The sequence below is a fragment of the Paenibacillus hemerocallicola genome (assembly GCF_006265175.1).
GTDB lineage: Bacteria > Bacillota > Bacilli > Paenibacillales > NBRC-103111 > Paenibacillus_AB > Paenibacillus_AB hemerocallicola.
The window spans coordinates 13,602-29,892 of record NZ_VDCQ01000063.1 but is presented as its reverse complement, the minus strand read 5'-3'; the positions used below and the strand labels follow the sequence as shown (position 1 = coordinate 29,892).

The following is a 16,291-nucleotide window of genomic DNA, read 5'->3' as shown; positions in this document are numbered from 1 at the left end:
GTGAGTGATATAAACGACCTCCAACCCATCCCGCTCCCATTCCGCAAGGTAACGATAGCACAATAAAAGCAGCGGCAGTCTGGGATTTTCGGGATCCTGGTCTGTCACTGCTTTTTTAACGAGTCGGTAATAATGGAATTTTGATACTCGGTTTGTTGAGTGATCGTACCGTTTCAGGTTAAAGTAGGAAATCCCGCGAAGAAATCGCGGATGCGGTCGCCAAGGTAACGGTACTATTGCAGGCGACGGTTCGTCGGGAAGCCGCTCCTTCAGCGGACGATCGCGCACCCGACGTCCGGACGAGCCGGAATAGCAACAAAACAAGCTCTGAATGCGTACATAACAATGGACAATAGAAAGGAGCGGATAGTAAGTGAAAAAATGGATGATTGGTGTAGGGAGTGGTATTGTTTTATTCGTTTCAACGGCTGCAGCTCTTCCTTCGAATGCTTCTAATGCGATTTACGGAGTGCTGTTTCCGAGTACCGTTACGATCCATAGTGGGTCCGAAACCAAAATGATCGATGGTACTGGTCATAATGAAATTCTTAATTACAACAATAAGGCATACATTCCCTTGCGTAGCTTTGCGGAGGCAATGGAGTCTAGAGTGGATTATCAGCCTCCATCGGATTATACGGGGATGCATAAAATCGACATTTTTCAAGGTATAGCTCCGATTAAGTGGTCCTTGCAACGTTCAGATTCAGCGCCGCTTCCTCGCTGCAATGACCCTTTCTTTATTGTTCCGGTTTTTTCTCAAGACAAATATAATTTTAGAGTCATGGTTCATAACCAAATGGAGGAGGATATCAATGTAGATTCAATTGAATTAACCCTTCAAGTGCGAGATAAAGATGGAAACGTCGTGTATAGTCGTTCGCTTCCTCCAATTGAGGGCGTTTTTCCAAGTAAATTTGGCTACGAAGCGACGGTTTCTTGGGATCACACCGGGATGGATGGGAATCAGGTGTCTCCTGGCGAATACTTGATTTTCCTAGAGCGTCCGAATGTGGTTAATTATAAGGTGTTAGGTAATGATGACAGTAAGTCAATGAGCATTACTAGAAATATGGCGTGCAATCTAAACTTTTATGGGATCACTATATAATTTTATAAATAAATCGTTTGAATTAGATTTCTATTCCTTAAAAGGATAACCATCCTGCCCATTCGCTCAAACAGCGAAAATTATAGCGTTTTACGCATAAATTCCATAATATACTTTTCCTTAAAGCCAAGACTATCATACAGATTTCTGGCATAATTCCCGACGACACACCAAAGGTCGACGCTTGCGCTGCCACGCTGATAGATCTCATTGCATAAATACATAACGAACTTTCTCCCGATCCCAAGCCCCTGAAAGTCTGTACGGACGGAAATACTGCTGAGTTCATTACCGGAAAGGTGGCTATAAGCGACGATTTTCCCATTTATTTCGTACACAAAACGGTTTTTCGCATCCTCTTTCCATGTTCTTCGTTCTTTTTCACTGGGTTGAGCAATTACAGAATCAGGAAAGCACCCGACACGGACGCGCATTTCATGAAAAGCAGCGGCATACAATGACTGACTGGCAATATAGTCTTCGTCCGTATACAGCCTCACCGGAAGCTCCTCCAGGGAAAAGAGCTCGCCGGTGCGCTGCATTAAAGCAGATGAAAAGTATTTGACATAACCGAGCTTGTGCGCAAACGCAGGAGATGATTGATGACCCTCACGAAAGGAACTCCTGATTTTTTGGGTTCCGCCCGCCCTCAATTCGTTTTCAGCATACTTTACCATTGCAGAACCGATTCCTTGCCTGCGAAACTGTGGTGCGACAAACACTGTTAAATAGGACTGAGAACCAGGCTCGTTCACTTGGGCCAGTGCAACAAGCTTATCCTCAATAAACGCGGTAATAAACAATTTCGGTTCCTCAGCAAGCACCCGAAGGATGTTTTCACCCCCGTCGGCGTCATAGCTTACTAATTCTCTGGCGGCATTATAATCTTTTTCATTGAAGCGTTCGTATCGGACACCTGATATGTTCATCAGCATTTGATTCCTCCGTACTCCTATTAACGCAGCGAAGTTGCCGGTCATCTCTGCGGTTGCATCGTGAAGTAATTTATACTCCGTTATTAGCCTGAAATAAATGAAGGCGTCCCCAATTAAGGGAAAGAACAGCCCTGAATCCGAAATCTGGCATCTTTTACGATTTCCTCAGCGAGTTCTTCCGGCCGCTTACGGTCGGCATCCAGCAGGAATCGCTCATTGGTCGGTGACGCCATCAACTTGTTCCGCAGGAAGAGCGAACGGTGAATATATTGCACATCTCCTCGCTGATTGAGTCGATCGGTGAGGGTGTCCGGTTCCGCATGCAGCACAACATAGTGGAGTGTCGCGTCGAGATCCGATAGTTGGTCATAGAACCATTGCAGTTCGTCTTCGACGACGAAATCGATAACCACGTCTAACCCGTTCCGGAGTAAATTTCGCGTCACCGCAGAGATATTAAGCCAGGCCAGTCGGAGTCGTTCCTCCCAAGGCGGTTCGGTCTCACCGCGGTAGATATGGAGAAGGAGATCACCCTCAATCCATGCACATTGGTTCATCGCGTTGGCCAAAGTCTTGGAGACAGTCGATTTGCCTACACCAAGCGGACCTGAAATAAGATAGACGGCTACTGATTTTTTGATGTCATGCATAGGCTAATCCCTCCCCCGCACACCATTTCTCTAACCATTCTTCTAAATTTTCGCATTTGCGAATCTGTGTATGCCGAAATCTTTTATAGATGAGTTTAAAATTGCGTTTCTAAGTGGATATAAATTCGGTGTAAATCTAAGTTCAATCTTTAAAATTATTAGTCTATCTATAAGATTATCCAGGGGCTCAACCTCGATTGGAATTACTGCTTGGGTCGAGATGTAGTATCCAGCAACCTCATCAAACAGTTGAAATGTATCGGCAGGCAATCTATATCTATATTTTCAATTGCCCAAACGACTGGAGGCATATCCGTTCTATTTTCTTTCACTCTTGGCTTGAAAATCTCAATTGAACTTTCTTCGCTAAAATGAAACAGCTTCATAGATCGCCCTCTCTCCTTTTCAACATAATTTACAACTACCCACACAAAACTCCCTTTAACCCAACGTAAATGGGGAGCAACTGCCGAGGCAAGTTCCTCCCTGGTCGCTCCCAAATTAACCCAATAGTTTTACAGTAGTATTTTACCATCTAATTGATACTTCGTCTGGTAATGAATAATTATATAACAGCTTTCCCCGCAAATTTTATTAGTTATTTTGTCGCGTTAACGAAATCATCCCATAATGAAACGACAAGACCCTCTTCGAACGGATCTTGTCGTTAGGTAGTAAACCTTTCATTGGCCGGTTCGCGGAAAAGGCGATAGCTTCAGTTCATCCATCCTTTTTCCTTCGAAAGGGTAATCGCTTCAATCCGATTGTTTACATCGAGCTTGTCCAATATGCCGGATATATAATTGCGGACCGTTCCCGTAGTCAAAAACAGCTCTTCCGCCATTTCCTTCGTCGTCTTTCCGGCGGCCAGCAGCTGCAATATTTCCTTCTCGCGGTCCGTCAAAGGGTTTTCCTCTCCGTACAGATCAACGATCAGCTCGGTAGCATAAATCCGTTTCCCGGTCATCACGCTCCTGACGGAACCCGCCAGCTCCTCGATCGGACTGTCCTTCAGCATGTATGCGCTTACTCCCGCTTTCACTGCCCTTTCGAAATAACCGGCGCGGGCAAAAGTCGTCAAAATGATAAACTTGCAGCCTTTTCCTTGCAGCTCTTCCGCGACATCCAATCCGGTCTTCCCCGGCATCTCGATATCGAGTATGCAGACGTCCGGCTTCAGGCGTTGGATCAGCTCGATAGCTTCGACACCGTTACTCGCTCCGCCGACGACTTCCAGATCGTCCTCCAAATCAAGCAGTGCTCCCAGAGCGCCGAGAAGCAATCGCTGATCCTCCGCAATGACGATTCGAATCATACGTCCTTCTCCCTTTCCAGTTGTTTAATGACGTTCGGAACCGTTAACACGACCCGCGTCCCGTTTTCGGAGAGAATCGCCAGGCTTCCGTTAACAAAGTCCATCCGCTCCCGCATGCCCGTAATTCCGTTTCCTTCCTTGCGGCCGCCCGGAATGCCTTCTCCGTTATCCCGTATCGTTATGATCGTATCCGTAGGGGTTTGTTCGATATTTATGGCGCATTCATCGGCGTTGCTGTGATTGACGACATTGTTGACCGCTTCCTTGATGCACATGCTTAGCACATTGTGCACATAAGGAGTTATATTCGGCAAAGCGGAATCACCCGTACAAGTAAGCCGGATATGAGCCGCGGTTAAGATTTGCTTGATGCGTACTAGCTCCTCCTCCACCTTCATTCCCCTCATTTTCGATACGAGCTCTCTCACTTCCTTCAATGCGGTTCGGGCGGTGTGGTGAATGTCGAACAATTCTTTTTTCGCTTGCTCGGGCCGTTTCTCGATCAATTTGGAAGCCAATTCGCTCTTTAACCCGATCAGGGACAGCTTTTGGCCCAACGTGTCGTGGAGATCGCGCGAGATTCGCTCCCGCTCCTCCTGCTTGATCAAATCGGCGATCCGTTTATTGGCATCCGCCAGCTGGTCTTGCAATTGACCGCGCCTCTGCTGCGAATATTGGTTGAACGGAATCAGGACTACCCCGATCAGACAGAGGATCACGAACGGAAATTGAATCATGAAAAAAACTTCTCTTGTATGGAAACCATAATTTATCGCAAGGAACGTAATCGAAGCATGCATGGAATACAGTATTCCGAACGGTATTTTGCCCCTGATATTCCCGATGTAAAAGGCGACCGGAAGAGCCAAGTAGACGTAGCCGTACACAAGCGTAATGACGACGGACGTTGCCATCTGCACGATCGTGAATACGACGCGCATGCCGTCATTCGCGCGATAAGAGCCCAGATTGATCGCAAAAAACAGCAGCAGCAAAATGATGCCTATCGTGATCTGTTCCGATGTCGGCGCCGTTACGACGAAATAAAACGGAACGAGGAAGGACACGACCAAGACGTACGGCACCAGTCCCGAAGAAAGCTGAAAAATATAATGCCATCTCTTTTCCATACGTACCTCATCCTGTGCCGGATCAAACCGTGATAGGACTTATCATATCATGCCGATCGGTCAATGTTAATAAAGGATGGCCATACCCGGGGGATAAGACCAACCTTTATCCTGCGTCGTCATAATCGATATGATGCCTTATTGCACCATTTGCGTCAGCAGTCGTTTGCTCTCGCCGGTATCCGTCTTGAATACCTCATATATTTTCAGCGTCAACGGATAATCGAAGCTTTGCGTCGTGCCGGTGAAGCGGATTTTATTGATCCCCGACACCAATCGCCCGGTCCCGGTCAGCGGGTTTGTGCTGCTCGCGACAAGCCGGTCGGAGCCGTCATGCAATTCGAACAGGAGAGCGGGGAACGTTTGATCGACTCTTACGCCGGGTTCGCGCTCGATCGTCAAATCATAGTTGCCCATGTAGGAATACTCCATCGTTTGCGGATTGAAAATAAAGTTGGTGCTGTTGCTCTTGACGCCGATCCGGAACGGATACAGGTTGAACTGGTCCTTCGTCACGTAAGGTACGGCTTCCACTTGGTATGCGGCGATAGTAGACTTGTAAGGCGCTGTCGTAACGGCGTCCTCGATTTTCAAAACCAACCCTTGGCCGGTTTCGGTCGCGGGCAAGGTGAACGAATAATTCACCGTGACGCTCTCTTTGGGCAGCAGCGGCGTTCCGCCCGCGGTTTGTCTGCTGCCGTCGTAGTGGAAACCGTCAGAGCTCAGCAGTCCGGACTGGAATGCCGGAATCGGGATCGGGCTGTCGCCGTTGTTGGTCAACAGGAATGTCGCCGTTACCGTTTTGGTGCCTTCCTCCGTATTGTCGTTGATCGGAAGTCCGACCAGCGTCAGTTGAAGATCGGGATGGATCAGCTTATTTTTCGCATCCAACTCTATTTTGTCTCCGAACGTATAGGTCGGATATGAGCCGGAGCCGGGCGATGCGGACAATTGGATATGCAGACGGCCGACCTTGTAGCTGACCGGGGCACTTCCCGCCGCGTCTAGGAACGACTCCGTCGTCAGAACGTTCAAACCGGACAAAATCGTGTCCGTATCCGTCGGGATCGCATAATGAATATATTTTTCCTCTCTCGCCTCGAGCGCAACCTGTTCCTGCTCGACACGGCTCCCCGCAAAAACTTTGCTGTCGCTTCTCCCGTCGATCGTAAAATCGGGGACAAGCACGCGATAGTCCGCCGTATTGGCGGCGAGTAATTGGACTACATAGACCGTACCTTTCTCCGTCATATCTTTCTGGATGCTGACCGGCTTGTAAGAGATCGGAGATTGCAGGGAAGGAAACGAGAACGCCTCTTTCCATGCTTGCGATACCGTCGGATCGATCGCCACGGCGCCCTCGCTTCCGTTCCATGGCCGGGAGACGATCGGAATGGACAAGAGCAGCGTTTCTTTTTTAGGATAAACGTAATAATCGACTTCCTTTAACAGCACCTCGGTTATTTCCGCATCGTCCGTTCGATCGATGGTAGCCAAATAACCCAGATCGGCGCTCGTTTTCGGCTGGACAGCTTTGGCGTTTGCGGCGCTTGGCTGCAGAGCGTATTCCGTCCCGTCCCGCATGCGGACGAGCAGCTCGTAATCCGCCAGACGTTTTACGGTATCGCCGGTATTATTCGCCCGCAGAACGATCCCGATACGGTTTCCACCCGTCAGACGTTCGTTCAGGGCGCTTTTCAGTTCAACCTGCAGCTGCTCGGCCAAGGCGTATACGGCTGCCGGTTGGGCGGACGCAGTTGCGGCGCCGGCTTCCGCCGAAGCGGAAGCGGTCATTCCGGGGACACTGAGCATGGCCGTCAGCAGGGATGCCGCGATCGTAATCCGAAACGTTTTTTTCAAAGGAACTCGCCTCCATTGTTGTTTATGGGTTCGCTTGCTGTACGGTTTCTTTGTCCTTCAACAGGTTTTGGCCGGATACGATCACCCGTTCGCCTTCTTTCACGCCGGAGATCGCTTCCTGGAACGTATCTTTCAACCGTCCCAGCTCCACCTTTCGTTTTTCCGCGACGTTTCCGTTCAGAACGTATACGAACGTTTCGCCGCCCTCACGGATTACGCTCGTGGTCGGAACCGTGACGACGACTTGGTCGGCTTCCTCGTTCAGCATAATTTGCACTTTCATCCCCGGCTTCAGCTTGCGCTCGGGATTTTGCACCTCAAGCTCCAGGGAGTACGACTTCGTCTGGGCACTCATCACATCGGCCAAATAGGCAACCGATCCTTTCAGCTTCTCCGTCGAGCCCGGGATGACGATATGGAGCTCTTGCTTGCCGCGAATCAGCTTGGCGGCATCTTCCGTCAATTCCGCAACTACCTTGACGGGATCGATCCTTTGAATATCTCCCGCAGAGAAGCCTGCCGGAACCGTCATCCCCGCTTCGACGGCAAAGTCCGTCAAAACCCCGCCGACGGGAGCGCGCACTTCCAGATTTTCAAGCGTCCGATCGATCTCCTCAATCGACAACCTCGCTGTTTGAAGCCCTTGCTCAAGCTGAGAGAGGGAGTTGGTCGACTCCATCGTTTTTAATTTGCCGCGGCTGCTTTCCAGATCGAGGCGAAGACCGTTTAACTGGGTTTCCAGCTGCTCCAGTTGAATTTTGGATACCAGTCCTTGGTCGTAATCGTTTCGCATCTTGTTGTAGTTTTTCTCGGCATCCCGCACCGACTGCTCGAGCTTGGCGATGCCGTTCTGGAGATCCCGCTTGCCGTCGGCCAAATCCTGGACCGCCTTGCTCAGCTGCTGCTGCGTCCCGTTTATTGAAACTAGCGCCTTTTCTTTTTGCAGCAGCACGTCCTTCGGGTCGATACGGAACAACAGCTCGCCTTTCTCGACCGTATCGCCGCGCTTTTTCAACACTTCCAGCACTTCCCCGCCCGCCTTGGTCGCGACCGTCATGCGGGTAGACGACGCGACATCCGCGACGTGCTCAGCGGGATCGTCGATCGTTCGTTTTTCGATTTTGGCGGTCTTCACCGTTTTGATCTGCGATTGCTCCGCGGCCGCCGCCTGCTTTGGCTCGGGCGTAGCGCTGCAGCCTGCGAGCAGAGCGGCTCCGAGCAGGAGCGCTCCGGCGGCGGTTATACGGTTTTTGGTACCCATTCGGAATGGTTGTTTCATACGGACAGTTCTCCTTTTTACGTCAATGACTCATAGGGTTCGAGTGGCCACCCGAAACGTTCGGCTTCGTTTTCCGTTTGCGTGAGAAACGGCTCTTCATGTTGGCGATCAATTCGTACATAACCGGTACGACGACGAGCGTCAAAATGGTCGAGGTTGTCAGTCCTCCGATTACGACGACGGACAGTCCTTTGGAGATCAGAGCGCCTTCGGAGAAGCCCAAAGCCATAGGCATCATGGCCATGATCGTCGCTCCCGCCGTCATAATGATCGGACGGAACCGGCTCATTCCGGCTTCCATGAGCGATTCCCGCGTTCCCATTCCGGCTTCTTCGTTTTGCTGCACGCGATCGATCAGGACGATGGCGTTGGTTACGACGACACCGATCAGCATGAGGAAGCCGATCAACGATGTGACGTTTATCGTTTGACCCGTCAAGAACAGACCGAGGAATCCGCCGATCGCCGCGAGAGGCAGCGAGAACAAAATGACGAACGGCGCGCTTGCGTTGCCGAAGGCAAGCACCATGACGAGATATACGATGCAGACGGCCGCCGCCATCGCGAGCAGCATTTGCTCGATACTCGATTGAATATCGTCATTGACGCCTTGCGTTTCGGTGCGAACGCCGCCAGGCAGTTCGACCTCTTTCAAGGCAAGACTCACTTTGCCGCTGACTCCGCCTTTGTTTTTGCTGTCGATCGCGGCGGTGATTTTGACGTACTGCTCTTGATTTTCCCGCGTGATCGACGTCGGTGCGTCGGCTTGCCGGACTTGGGCTACGTCGGTCAAATTCACGATCATATTCGTCGGGGTGCGGATTTGAAATTGCCCCAGCTTGAGCAGCGAATCTTTATAATGATCGTCAAGCATAATCGTTACGTTGAAGACCGTGTTGTCGAATCTGTACTCCCCGAGCTTCACCTCGGACAACCAGCTTGATACGCTCTCCAGCACCTGAGCGGCCGTCAAGCCGTACAAGCGGGCTTTGTTCTGGTCAACCTTCACTTCCACCTCGGTCTTTTTCTCGCTGAGACTGTCTTTGATGTCGGTCAGCTCGGGGAACTCTTCCATTTTTTGCTTGATCAAGGCCGCCCCCGCTTCCAGCTGAAGCAGGTCGTCTCCTTTGAGCAAATAGGCGAAATCTTCACCGGTTCCCATGCCTGCGCTTGCCGCCAAATTGCCGGTAACCTCGGAACCGTTCGGCATTAGCCGGGCTATTTTTTCTTCCATCTCTTTCACGAGCGCCGTAGGATCCGAATCTTCCGACGAAGATGTCAAAATAATGCTTTTGTAAGGTACGCGATCGTCGCTATTGTCATAGCCGACCATCGATTCGACATACGTGAAGGCCGGATTGCCCATCGGATCTTTCTGTTCGGCGAGCAGCGCCTCGATCTCCTTTACTTTGGCATCCATCGTTTCCATGGAAGTTTCACGCTGCATGCTGATGTTGAACTGCATTTCTTTGCCGTTCATGCTTTCCGGGATAAATTCGCTGCCGAGAAACGGCACGGTTCCCCCTATAGTGACGACGAGCAGCAGCACCGACGTCAAAACGGTTTTCTTCGGATTGTCGAGTGCCCAGCCGATGATTCGTTTGTACGCTTGCATGAATTTGCCGTCGGTCGACTCGTGATGCTGGATGTTGCCGCTATTCAGGACAAGCAGCTTGGCCAGCATCGGAATAACGGTCAGAGCGACGAGCAGGGAGGCCAGCAGCGACACGACGAGCGTTATGGCGAACGGTCGGAAGATGTCTCCCAAAATGCCGCCTACCATCGCGATCGGCGCGAACACCCCTACCGTCGTAATCGTCGACGATGTAATGGCCGATGCGACTCTGGCCGTAGCCAGCTTGATGACCGATTCGTTGCGCTCCTGACTTTTTTGCAGCTCGCTGTATATGTTCTCGATGACGACGATACTATCGTCCACCACGCGTCCGATCGCGATCGTCAATCCGCCGAGCGTCATAATGTTCAGCGTTATGTCCAGACCGGACATGACCAGCAGCGTAAGCAGAACCGACAATGGAATGGAGACCAGAACGATCAAGGTCATTCGTACGTTTCGCAGGAACAGCAGGATCATGGCCGCGGCGAGAAATGCCCCTATTGCGCCTTCCTTCAACATCCCGTTGATCGATTTTTTGACCTCGACCGCTTGATTCATAATCGTCGTAAACGTAATATTCGGATATTCCGTTTTCCACTGTTCGACCAATTCGTCGATTTGGGCGGCGAACTGGACGGTATTGGCGTCCTTCGTTTTGAACAGCGACACCGCGATTGCCGGTTCGCCGTTCAGCCTGGCGAAAAACGTCGATTCTGAGATCGCTTCGACCTTGGCGATCTGATTCAACAGCACCGTACTTCCCGCGGCTGTCGTTATTTTCATATTTTCCAGGCTGTAAAGGCTGTCCAGGTCGCTTCTGATACGGACCATTTGGTTGTTTCCGGCAAACGTGACGCTTCCCGCGGGACTCGATATGATCGACGCCTGGATGCTCTGAGAGACTTGGTTCGGTGTCAAGCCGTAGTTCAGGATGGCATTCAGATCGAGCTTCAGCTTCAGGAGCGCTTCTTGGTTGCCGATCGCATCGACGTGATCGAGACCGGTGATCGTTCCGAGCGTGGGCTCGAAAATATCGTTGAAAATCCGGTCCAGCTCTTCCTGGCTCATCCCGTTTGTTCCGCTGATGGCCAAGTTGTATACCGGGATGGAGCCGAAGCCGAACGTGAGCACCTGCGGCTTGTCCGCTTTTTGCGGAAGCTTGACGTTGGCGAGCAAACTTTCGATATCCTGTTTGGCGTCTTCCGGCTTTCGTCCGTTCTCCAATTCGACTTGGATCATCGAGAAATTGTCCGAGGAGGTTGAGTGAATTTTTTTGACTCCGTCCGCTCCCGCGATCGCTTTCTCGATCGGTTTACTGACATCTTCCATCACATCCCGCGGAGGAGCCGTATATACGGTGGTCACAAACACCATCGGCAGCGAGATGTCGGGCATCGTCTCTTGTTTCAGAGAAACCGCGGAAAGCCCGCCGGCGCCGAACAAAATCGCGCAGATGATCAAAACCGCCGCCACGTTTTTCATCGAAAAGCTCGTTAACTTGTTCATCATCTCTCTAATCCTCCGTTACGATGGCTGGCAAACCTGCATGCAAGTGAAGGTTTCGGGTACTTTCGGATCGGCATTCGGCATGGATCGATTTGTCATCACTCCTTGAAGTTTCCGTCGCGCCATGGTGCGAGTGGCGCTGCAGGGTCTGCTCTTGCGACTCCCTTTCATGTGTCATACCGGCCAGACTTAATAGCATCATCTCGAACAGGGCCGACAGCTCCGACAATCTATCGATCAGAATGCGGTGCTCCGCTTCTTCCGATTCGGAAATAGGTATGGAAGAAAGGGAATGCAGCGTTTGAAGCAGCGTTTGCTGTCGCGCCGTCCAGAAATCCGTCAAGCTTTGTGCGATGTTTTTGCCTAGCGGCTCCGGGAGCATGTAGTAGTCCCGGCGATCGTTGCGCCGCGGAAGCTTTCGGCACAGTCCCTTGAACACCATAGTACGAATCTGGACGCTGACTGCCGCTTTGCTGACCTGCAGCCGCTCCGCGATTTGTTGAAGGGACAATGGCTCCGGGGCGAATAGCAGCAAGGCGTAAATTTTCCCTGCAAGCGCGCTATTGCCGATTCTTTCCGCTTCCGCAGAAGCGTTATGAACGATAGCCTGTTTTACATCTGCGAACGATTTACTCGAAATGCTCACTGGAGGCTCCTATCGATAAGCTAGTGTCTACTCCTTATTGTAGTAATGGGGGAATTCCCGTTAAAGTAGCAAACGTAAGGAATTGCACATGACAAATATCATATTGTGGGCTAAACCCGGTAAGGGAGGCAGACAGGGGTAGTTGCGGAGTTGCCGCGGGACTGTTCGATAATTGTGGATGTTTTCGCACGATTCGGTTAATACTATTAATGTTTAATAGCATTAATTTCAATGCGCAATAAGCCATTGTGTTGCGGATGGAATGATCACGGGCAGCAAATTCATGGTTCTGATTTTTCGATTTTTATGTGTTCCAATCGTTGGAAAGGTGCGCTTTTCCGATTGTTAGTTTAAAGCAAATGGGAGCAACCGCTTGAGGCAGCCGCTCCCATAGACTAGAGCCACACCGTTCGGCCGGTTTCCGCGCTTTCGTTCGACGCTTCGATGAAGCGGACGATCTCCAGCGATTCCTTCGCCTTAATGGTTGGCACGCCCGTATGAAACATCTCGACGATCGCTTCCAGCAAGCCGGCGAAGTACGGCTTCGGATGCGCGCTCACGTCGGCGTACCGGGCGCCTTTCTCCCGATGAATCACGGCGGCGAAATAGTAGCCTTTGCGATTCCCCCGCACCGTGCCGATCCGTCCGTCCCCCCATTCCCCCACGGCCAGGTCGTAGTCGGCGTTCGAACGGGTGGTCACCCGTGAGCAGCCCGACCCCATGATCGTGTACAGCATCTCCACCGCGTGAATCCCGTAGCAGAACAGTCCCGGCATCAAAGGTTCGAGCGTGGCCGGACCGATGCAATCCGCGCCCAAAAGGGTACCCTCCTCCGGAGTAGCCGCGTCGAGCGCATCCTTCAAGCCGGCCGCAAACCGTAACGAGGAGCTGCTCATCATCGGAATCCGGTAGCGCTCGGCTAGTCGTATGATTTCCCGGGCGTCGGCCGATGAGGTCGCAAACGGCTTGTCGATAAAGGTCGGCTTGCCGTAAGGCGCAATATGGCGGAATTGTTCGAGATGCGCGCGGCCGTCCACCGAAGTGAGCAGCACGGCGTCGCATTGCTCGGCCACCGCCTCCGGCGAATCGGCGATCGTCACGCCGAATTTCTCGCGCAATTCGTTCGTATACCCTTCCACGCGCGAGATGCTGATGTGCATATCCGGCGATCCGCCCGGATACGCGACCGATATGCTCCCGCCGGGTATGTGGTACGGATGCTCGGTCCGGTTGAGCAACTCGCTGAATACGACGACATGGGACGTGTCCAAGCCGATCAGGCCCAGCTTCAACGATTTTCTGGCTTCCATCTTTTATAAGCTCCTCTCCAATCTGTCGATCCTGGCGTTCCTTACTATTGTAAAGGCCGTTGCGAGCCTGTTCTTGTCCTTTTCAACGAAAAACAAGGCCGATTCCGCAAACAAGGCGGCCCCTCGGGCACCTGTCATCATGTCCCGAAGAGCCGCCCGAACGATCGAGAAAGCCCGTTAATTCAACGGTGTAACTTGGAAATCGTCCACGTACAAAGATTCGCCTTGGTTAAACGCGTTGGCGTATAGGACGAGCGAGAGCTTCGCGACCGGAACGCCGTTGATCTGCGCGGGGATATCTCCGACCCAGGCGAGCGTCGCCCAGTCTCCCGACGTGTCGGCGGCGATTCTCCGATCGGTTCGGAAGGTGGAGAGCGTATTGTTGTTCGCATCCAGCAAGCTTCCCGTCATGTAGACGCTCCCCGTTCCGTGGATGCTGTCGGGCGGCGAATAGTAGTCAGCCGTGACCCCGTACGTGCCTGCAGTAACCGAAGTGATCAGCGTTACCGCGCCGAATCGGGTAATTCCTTTCAACTCCGCGCTGTAGCTGCCCGTATGGGCTACGGCATTCGTCCGTCGGATCACTTCGCTCGTAACCGGGGGCTGAATCCAGAACCCGAAAGGCGGCGCGCTCGTCGCGGTCCCCGTCTCGAACGAGGCATTGGTGTTGATCGGGGCGGTTCCCGCGGCTTCGGCCAATATCAGCTTCAGATGATTGCGCACTTTGGCCGAGCCGGTGGAGGCGATCAACTGCTGGATTTCCGTTCTCACGCCCCCGTTAACCGGTTCGGCTGCGACCCAAGCGGCCAATGCATGGAGTATCCGATCATTGAACCCGTTCCAGATCGTATTGTAATTGAACGTGCTCGGCAAATAGCCTTGAATGAGCCAAGGATCGGAATTGAAGCTTTGCACCAGCGTCAGCCGCGAGTCGGCCAGCTGCAGGCTGTCCACGTACCGTTCCAGCCAATCGAGTCCCTCCGCTTCGCCCGAGATAGGCGGGATTTGGAGATTTCTCGGGTAACTGAGCACGGATGCTTCATAGAACTCGAACTGATCCAGAAGCATCTGCGCCCGCTTCAGCTGGGCGGCCGTCTGCGTACTTGCGACCGCGCTTTCAAGCCAGCCGCGGCTCAAAGCCATGTCTTGGTCCGTCACCGCCTGCAAATACCCCATATTCTGCAGATGCATATAGTTGCTGCGCGGCTCCTTAATCCGCCAATTTTTATACCAGCCCGTCTCGAATACGCGATCCGTCCAAAATTGCTCCCAATGCTCGTAATACGTCTTCACATAAGGCGCAGCCTGGGGCCCGACCGCGCGCTCGTACCACTCGTCGAGCAGCTCGTCCTCGTCCGCATCGGGATTCCACTGCAGCTTGGCCGACAGCCACAGCTTGGGACCCTCTCCCCAGTTCGGATAGGCTTCCGCAATTTGGACGTCGGCACCTTGATCGCGGGCGTACCGATAATTATCCGCCATTTGGTGCGGGTATACCCTCGGGACCGTATAGGGAGACCCGTACAAATATTCGTAAAAGCCGAAGGTCGGCGCCGCATCGCTCCATGCATCGGTCAGGTCGTGTCCTTCCGTGCCCGCGGCAGTCTCCGCCCAAGAGAGACGGTCGTCCGTAATGAACGGGATGACGCGCGAATTTAAGGTGACATTGGTCGGCGGATCGTATACCTCGGCATAAGCCAGCACGCTGAAATATTTGTCCGGATAATCCAGCAAGACGCCTGCGGCAACCTGATTCACCCAGGAGTAGTACACGTTCGACATGTCCTGCAGCCCGATCGAGTTGAGCTTGTTCGGATAAGAAGGATGGCTCGGATTGGCTTCGCAATACCCGCCCGAATCGTTCACCGCAAGCGAATACGCGACGGCGCCAGGATTGGCGGCAAAGTACTGCTTGATCGTGGATATCGCTTCCGGGATCGTATCGGGATTCGAGAAGCAAGGCTGCCACCCGATGTTGCCCGCGGGAACTTGACCGTTCGGATAAAATTCCGGATGGGTCGAGCCGTACTTCGACGGCGGGAAAAGCTGGTGCAAGTTGTGGGCGGGATTGACCACCTGGCGGATTCGATTGTTCGACGTCCACTCCGTATACATCGGCCAGATGGACGAATTGGCCGACGGATAGATGTAGAAGTAGCGGGAGAAAAATGCAGGATCTTGGCGAACCGTTTCTTCGGGTACTTCAAGATCGGGGCTCGTCGGCACATCCTCGCCGTCCGGTCCGGGCAGCAGCCAGCGCACGCCGACATACCGCTCCAAAAATTCGTTCACCCCGAACTCGGTTCCGAAAGCCGTCGGTCCGACAATCGAGATGCTCCGCCCTTCCGCATGGATCACGAACCCGTCATCCTTCAGGCCGGCGAGAAGCGCGGGGACGCCGGTATGCTCCGGCGCGGCCGAGCCGACATACACATGCACGGTCACCGTAGGCTCGTTAGGGTCGATCTGCGTCTCCACGGGCAGAACGGCGCCGGTCGACTTTTCTACATAGTCGGACAGCTTGTTCGCGGACGCAACCGTTTTCGCGTCGGCATTGGCCGCCACGAGCACGACGGCTTGGCTTTGCCCGTTCTCCACAAGCGTCAGAGGCGCGGTCAAGGATTGCGATGCCGACAATGTGACCGGCAAGACGGCCGTGCCTGCCGTGTCGCCTGCGACTGCCCGCGTTCCTTGTGCGCCGGGATCGACCGGTTCCCCCCCTATCGTGCCGCTCCAAGCCAATAGAAGAGTAAAAATCGATACAGTGCCTAACATACGACGAATGGTTTTCGCATTCACACCATGTCCCTCCCAAATTGAAAGCTGCTTTCTACCGGCAAACGTTTACGGTAACTTGCGCGCTGCACTTCCTTCTGTCCTCCTTTCGCGATCATTGCAGCTTTATATAGAAAGAGCCATGCACAGAAAAAA

General features: G+C 52.6%; 13 protein-coding genes. 1 reads left to right on the top strand and 12 read right to left on the bottom strand.

All coding sequences use genetic code 11. The annotated features are described in order from the left end of the window. Positions 1–373 precede the first annotated feature (373 nt). Entirely contained in the window at positions 374–1,111 is a 738-nt protein-coding gene (locus tag FE784_RS31655; RefSeq protein WP_139606270.1) for a T9SS type B sorting domain-containing protein, read from the top strand. An 80-nt stretch (positions 1,112–1,191) separates the two neighbouring features. Here the strand turns inward: FE784_RS31655 and FE784_RS31650 are convergent, their stop codons facing one another. From FE784_RS31650 to FE784_RS31600, 12 genes are all read right to left on the bottom strand, one after another. Then, positions 1,192–2,046 (bottom strand): GNAT family N-acetyltransferase, encoded by an 855-nt coding sequence (locus tag FE784_RS31650; protein ID WP_246132282.1) that lies wholly within the window; start codon positions 2,044–2,046, stop codon positions 1,192–1,194. Between the two features lie 113 nt (positions 2,047–2,159). Next, positions 2,160–2,696, bottom strand: coding sequence for a P-loop nucleotide/nucleoside kinase family protein (locus tag FE784_RS31645; RefSeq protein ID WP_139606269.1), 537 nt, complete (start codon positions 2,694–2,696; stop codon positions 2,160–2,162). Between the two features lie 42 nt (positions 2,697–2,738). Next, positions 2,739–2,966: a DUF6886 family protein gene (locus FE784_RS42705; RefSeq protein WP_342779152.1), complete on the bottom strand. Its 228-nt coding sequence runs from the start codon at positions 2,964–2,966 to the stop codon at positions 2,739–2,741. Beyond that, positions 2,900–3,082 (bottom strand): DUF6886 family protein, encoded by a 183-nt coding sequence (locus tag FE784_RS42700; RefSeq protein ID WP_342779151.1) that lies wholly within the window; start codon positions 3,080–3,082, stop codon positions 2,900–2,902. Before FE784_RS42700 ends, FE784_RS42705 begins: the two co-directional genes overlap by 67 nt. A 329-nt stretch (positions 3,083–3,411) precedes the next feature. Next, a complete protein-coding gene (locus tag FE784_RS31635) occupies positions 3,412–4,011 on the bottom strand; it encodes a response regulator transcription factor (RefSeq protein ID WP_139606268.1) in 600 nt (199 codons plus the stop codon). Further along, positions 4,008–5,141 carry a sensor histidine kinase gene (locus tag FE784_RS31630; RefSeq protein WP_139606267.1) on the bottom strand — a complete coding sequence of 378 codons (1,134 nt, stop codon included), beginning with the start codon at positions 5,139–5,141 and terminating at the stop codon, positions 4,008–4,010. The genes FE784_RS31635 and FE784_RS31630 overlap by 4 nt, the downstream gene beginning before the upstream one ends. A 138-nt stretch (positions 5,142–5,279) precedes the next feature. Then, positions 5,280–7,001 (bottom strand): hypothetical protein, encoded by a 1,722-nt coding sequence (locus FE784_RS31625; protein ID WP_139606266.1) that lies wholly within the window; start codon positions 6,999–7,001, stop codon positions 5,280–5,282. Positions 7,002–7,023: 22 nt separating this feature from the next. Then, entirely contained in the window at positions 7,024–8,280 is a 1,257-nt protein-coding gene (locus tag FE784_RS31620; RefSeq protein ID WP_139606265.1) for an efflux RND transporter periplasmic adaptor subunit, read from the bottom strand. Between the two features lie 22 nt (positions 8,281–8,302). Further along, positions 8,303–11,404, bottom strand: coding sequence for an efflux RND transporter permease subunit (locus FE784_RS31615; RefSeq protein ID WP_139606293.1), 3,102 nt, complete (start codon positions 11,402–11,404; stop codon positions 8,303–8,305). A 7-nt stretch (positions 11,405–11,411) separates the two neighbouring features. After that, a complete protein-coding gene (locus FE784_RS31610; RefSeq protein WP_139606264.1) occupies positions 11,412–12,050 on the bottom strand; it encodes a GbsR/MarR family transcriptional regulator in 639 nt (212 codons plus the stop codon). A gap of 395 nt (positions 12,051–12,445) precedes the next feature. Next, on the bottom strand, positions 12,446–13,360 hold the full coding sequence (locus FE784_RS31605) for a Gfo/Idh/MocA family protein (RefSeq protein WP_139606263.1): 915 nt from the start codon (positions 13,358–13,360) through the stop codon (positions 12,446–12,448). A gap of 177 nt (positions 13,361–13,537) precedes the next feature. Beyond that, positions 13,538–16,159: a DUF4838 domain-containing protein gene (locus FE784_RS31600; RefSeq protein WP_139606262.1), complete on the bottom strand. Its 2,622-nt coding sequence runs from the start codon at positions 16,157–16,159 to the stop codon at positions 13,538–13,540. Between the last annotated feature and the right edge of the window lie 132 nt (positions 16,160–16,291).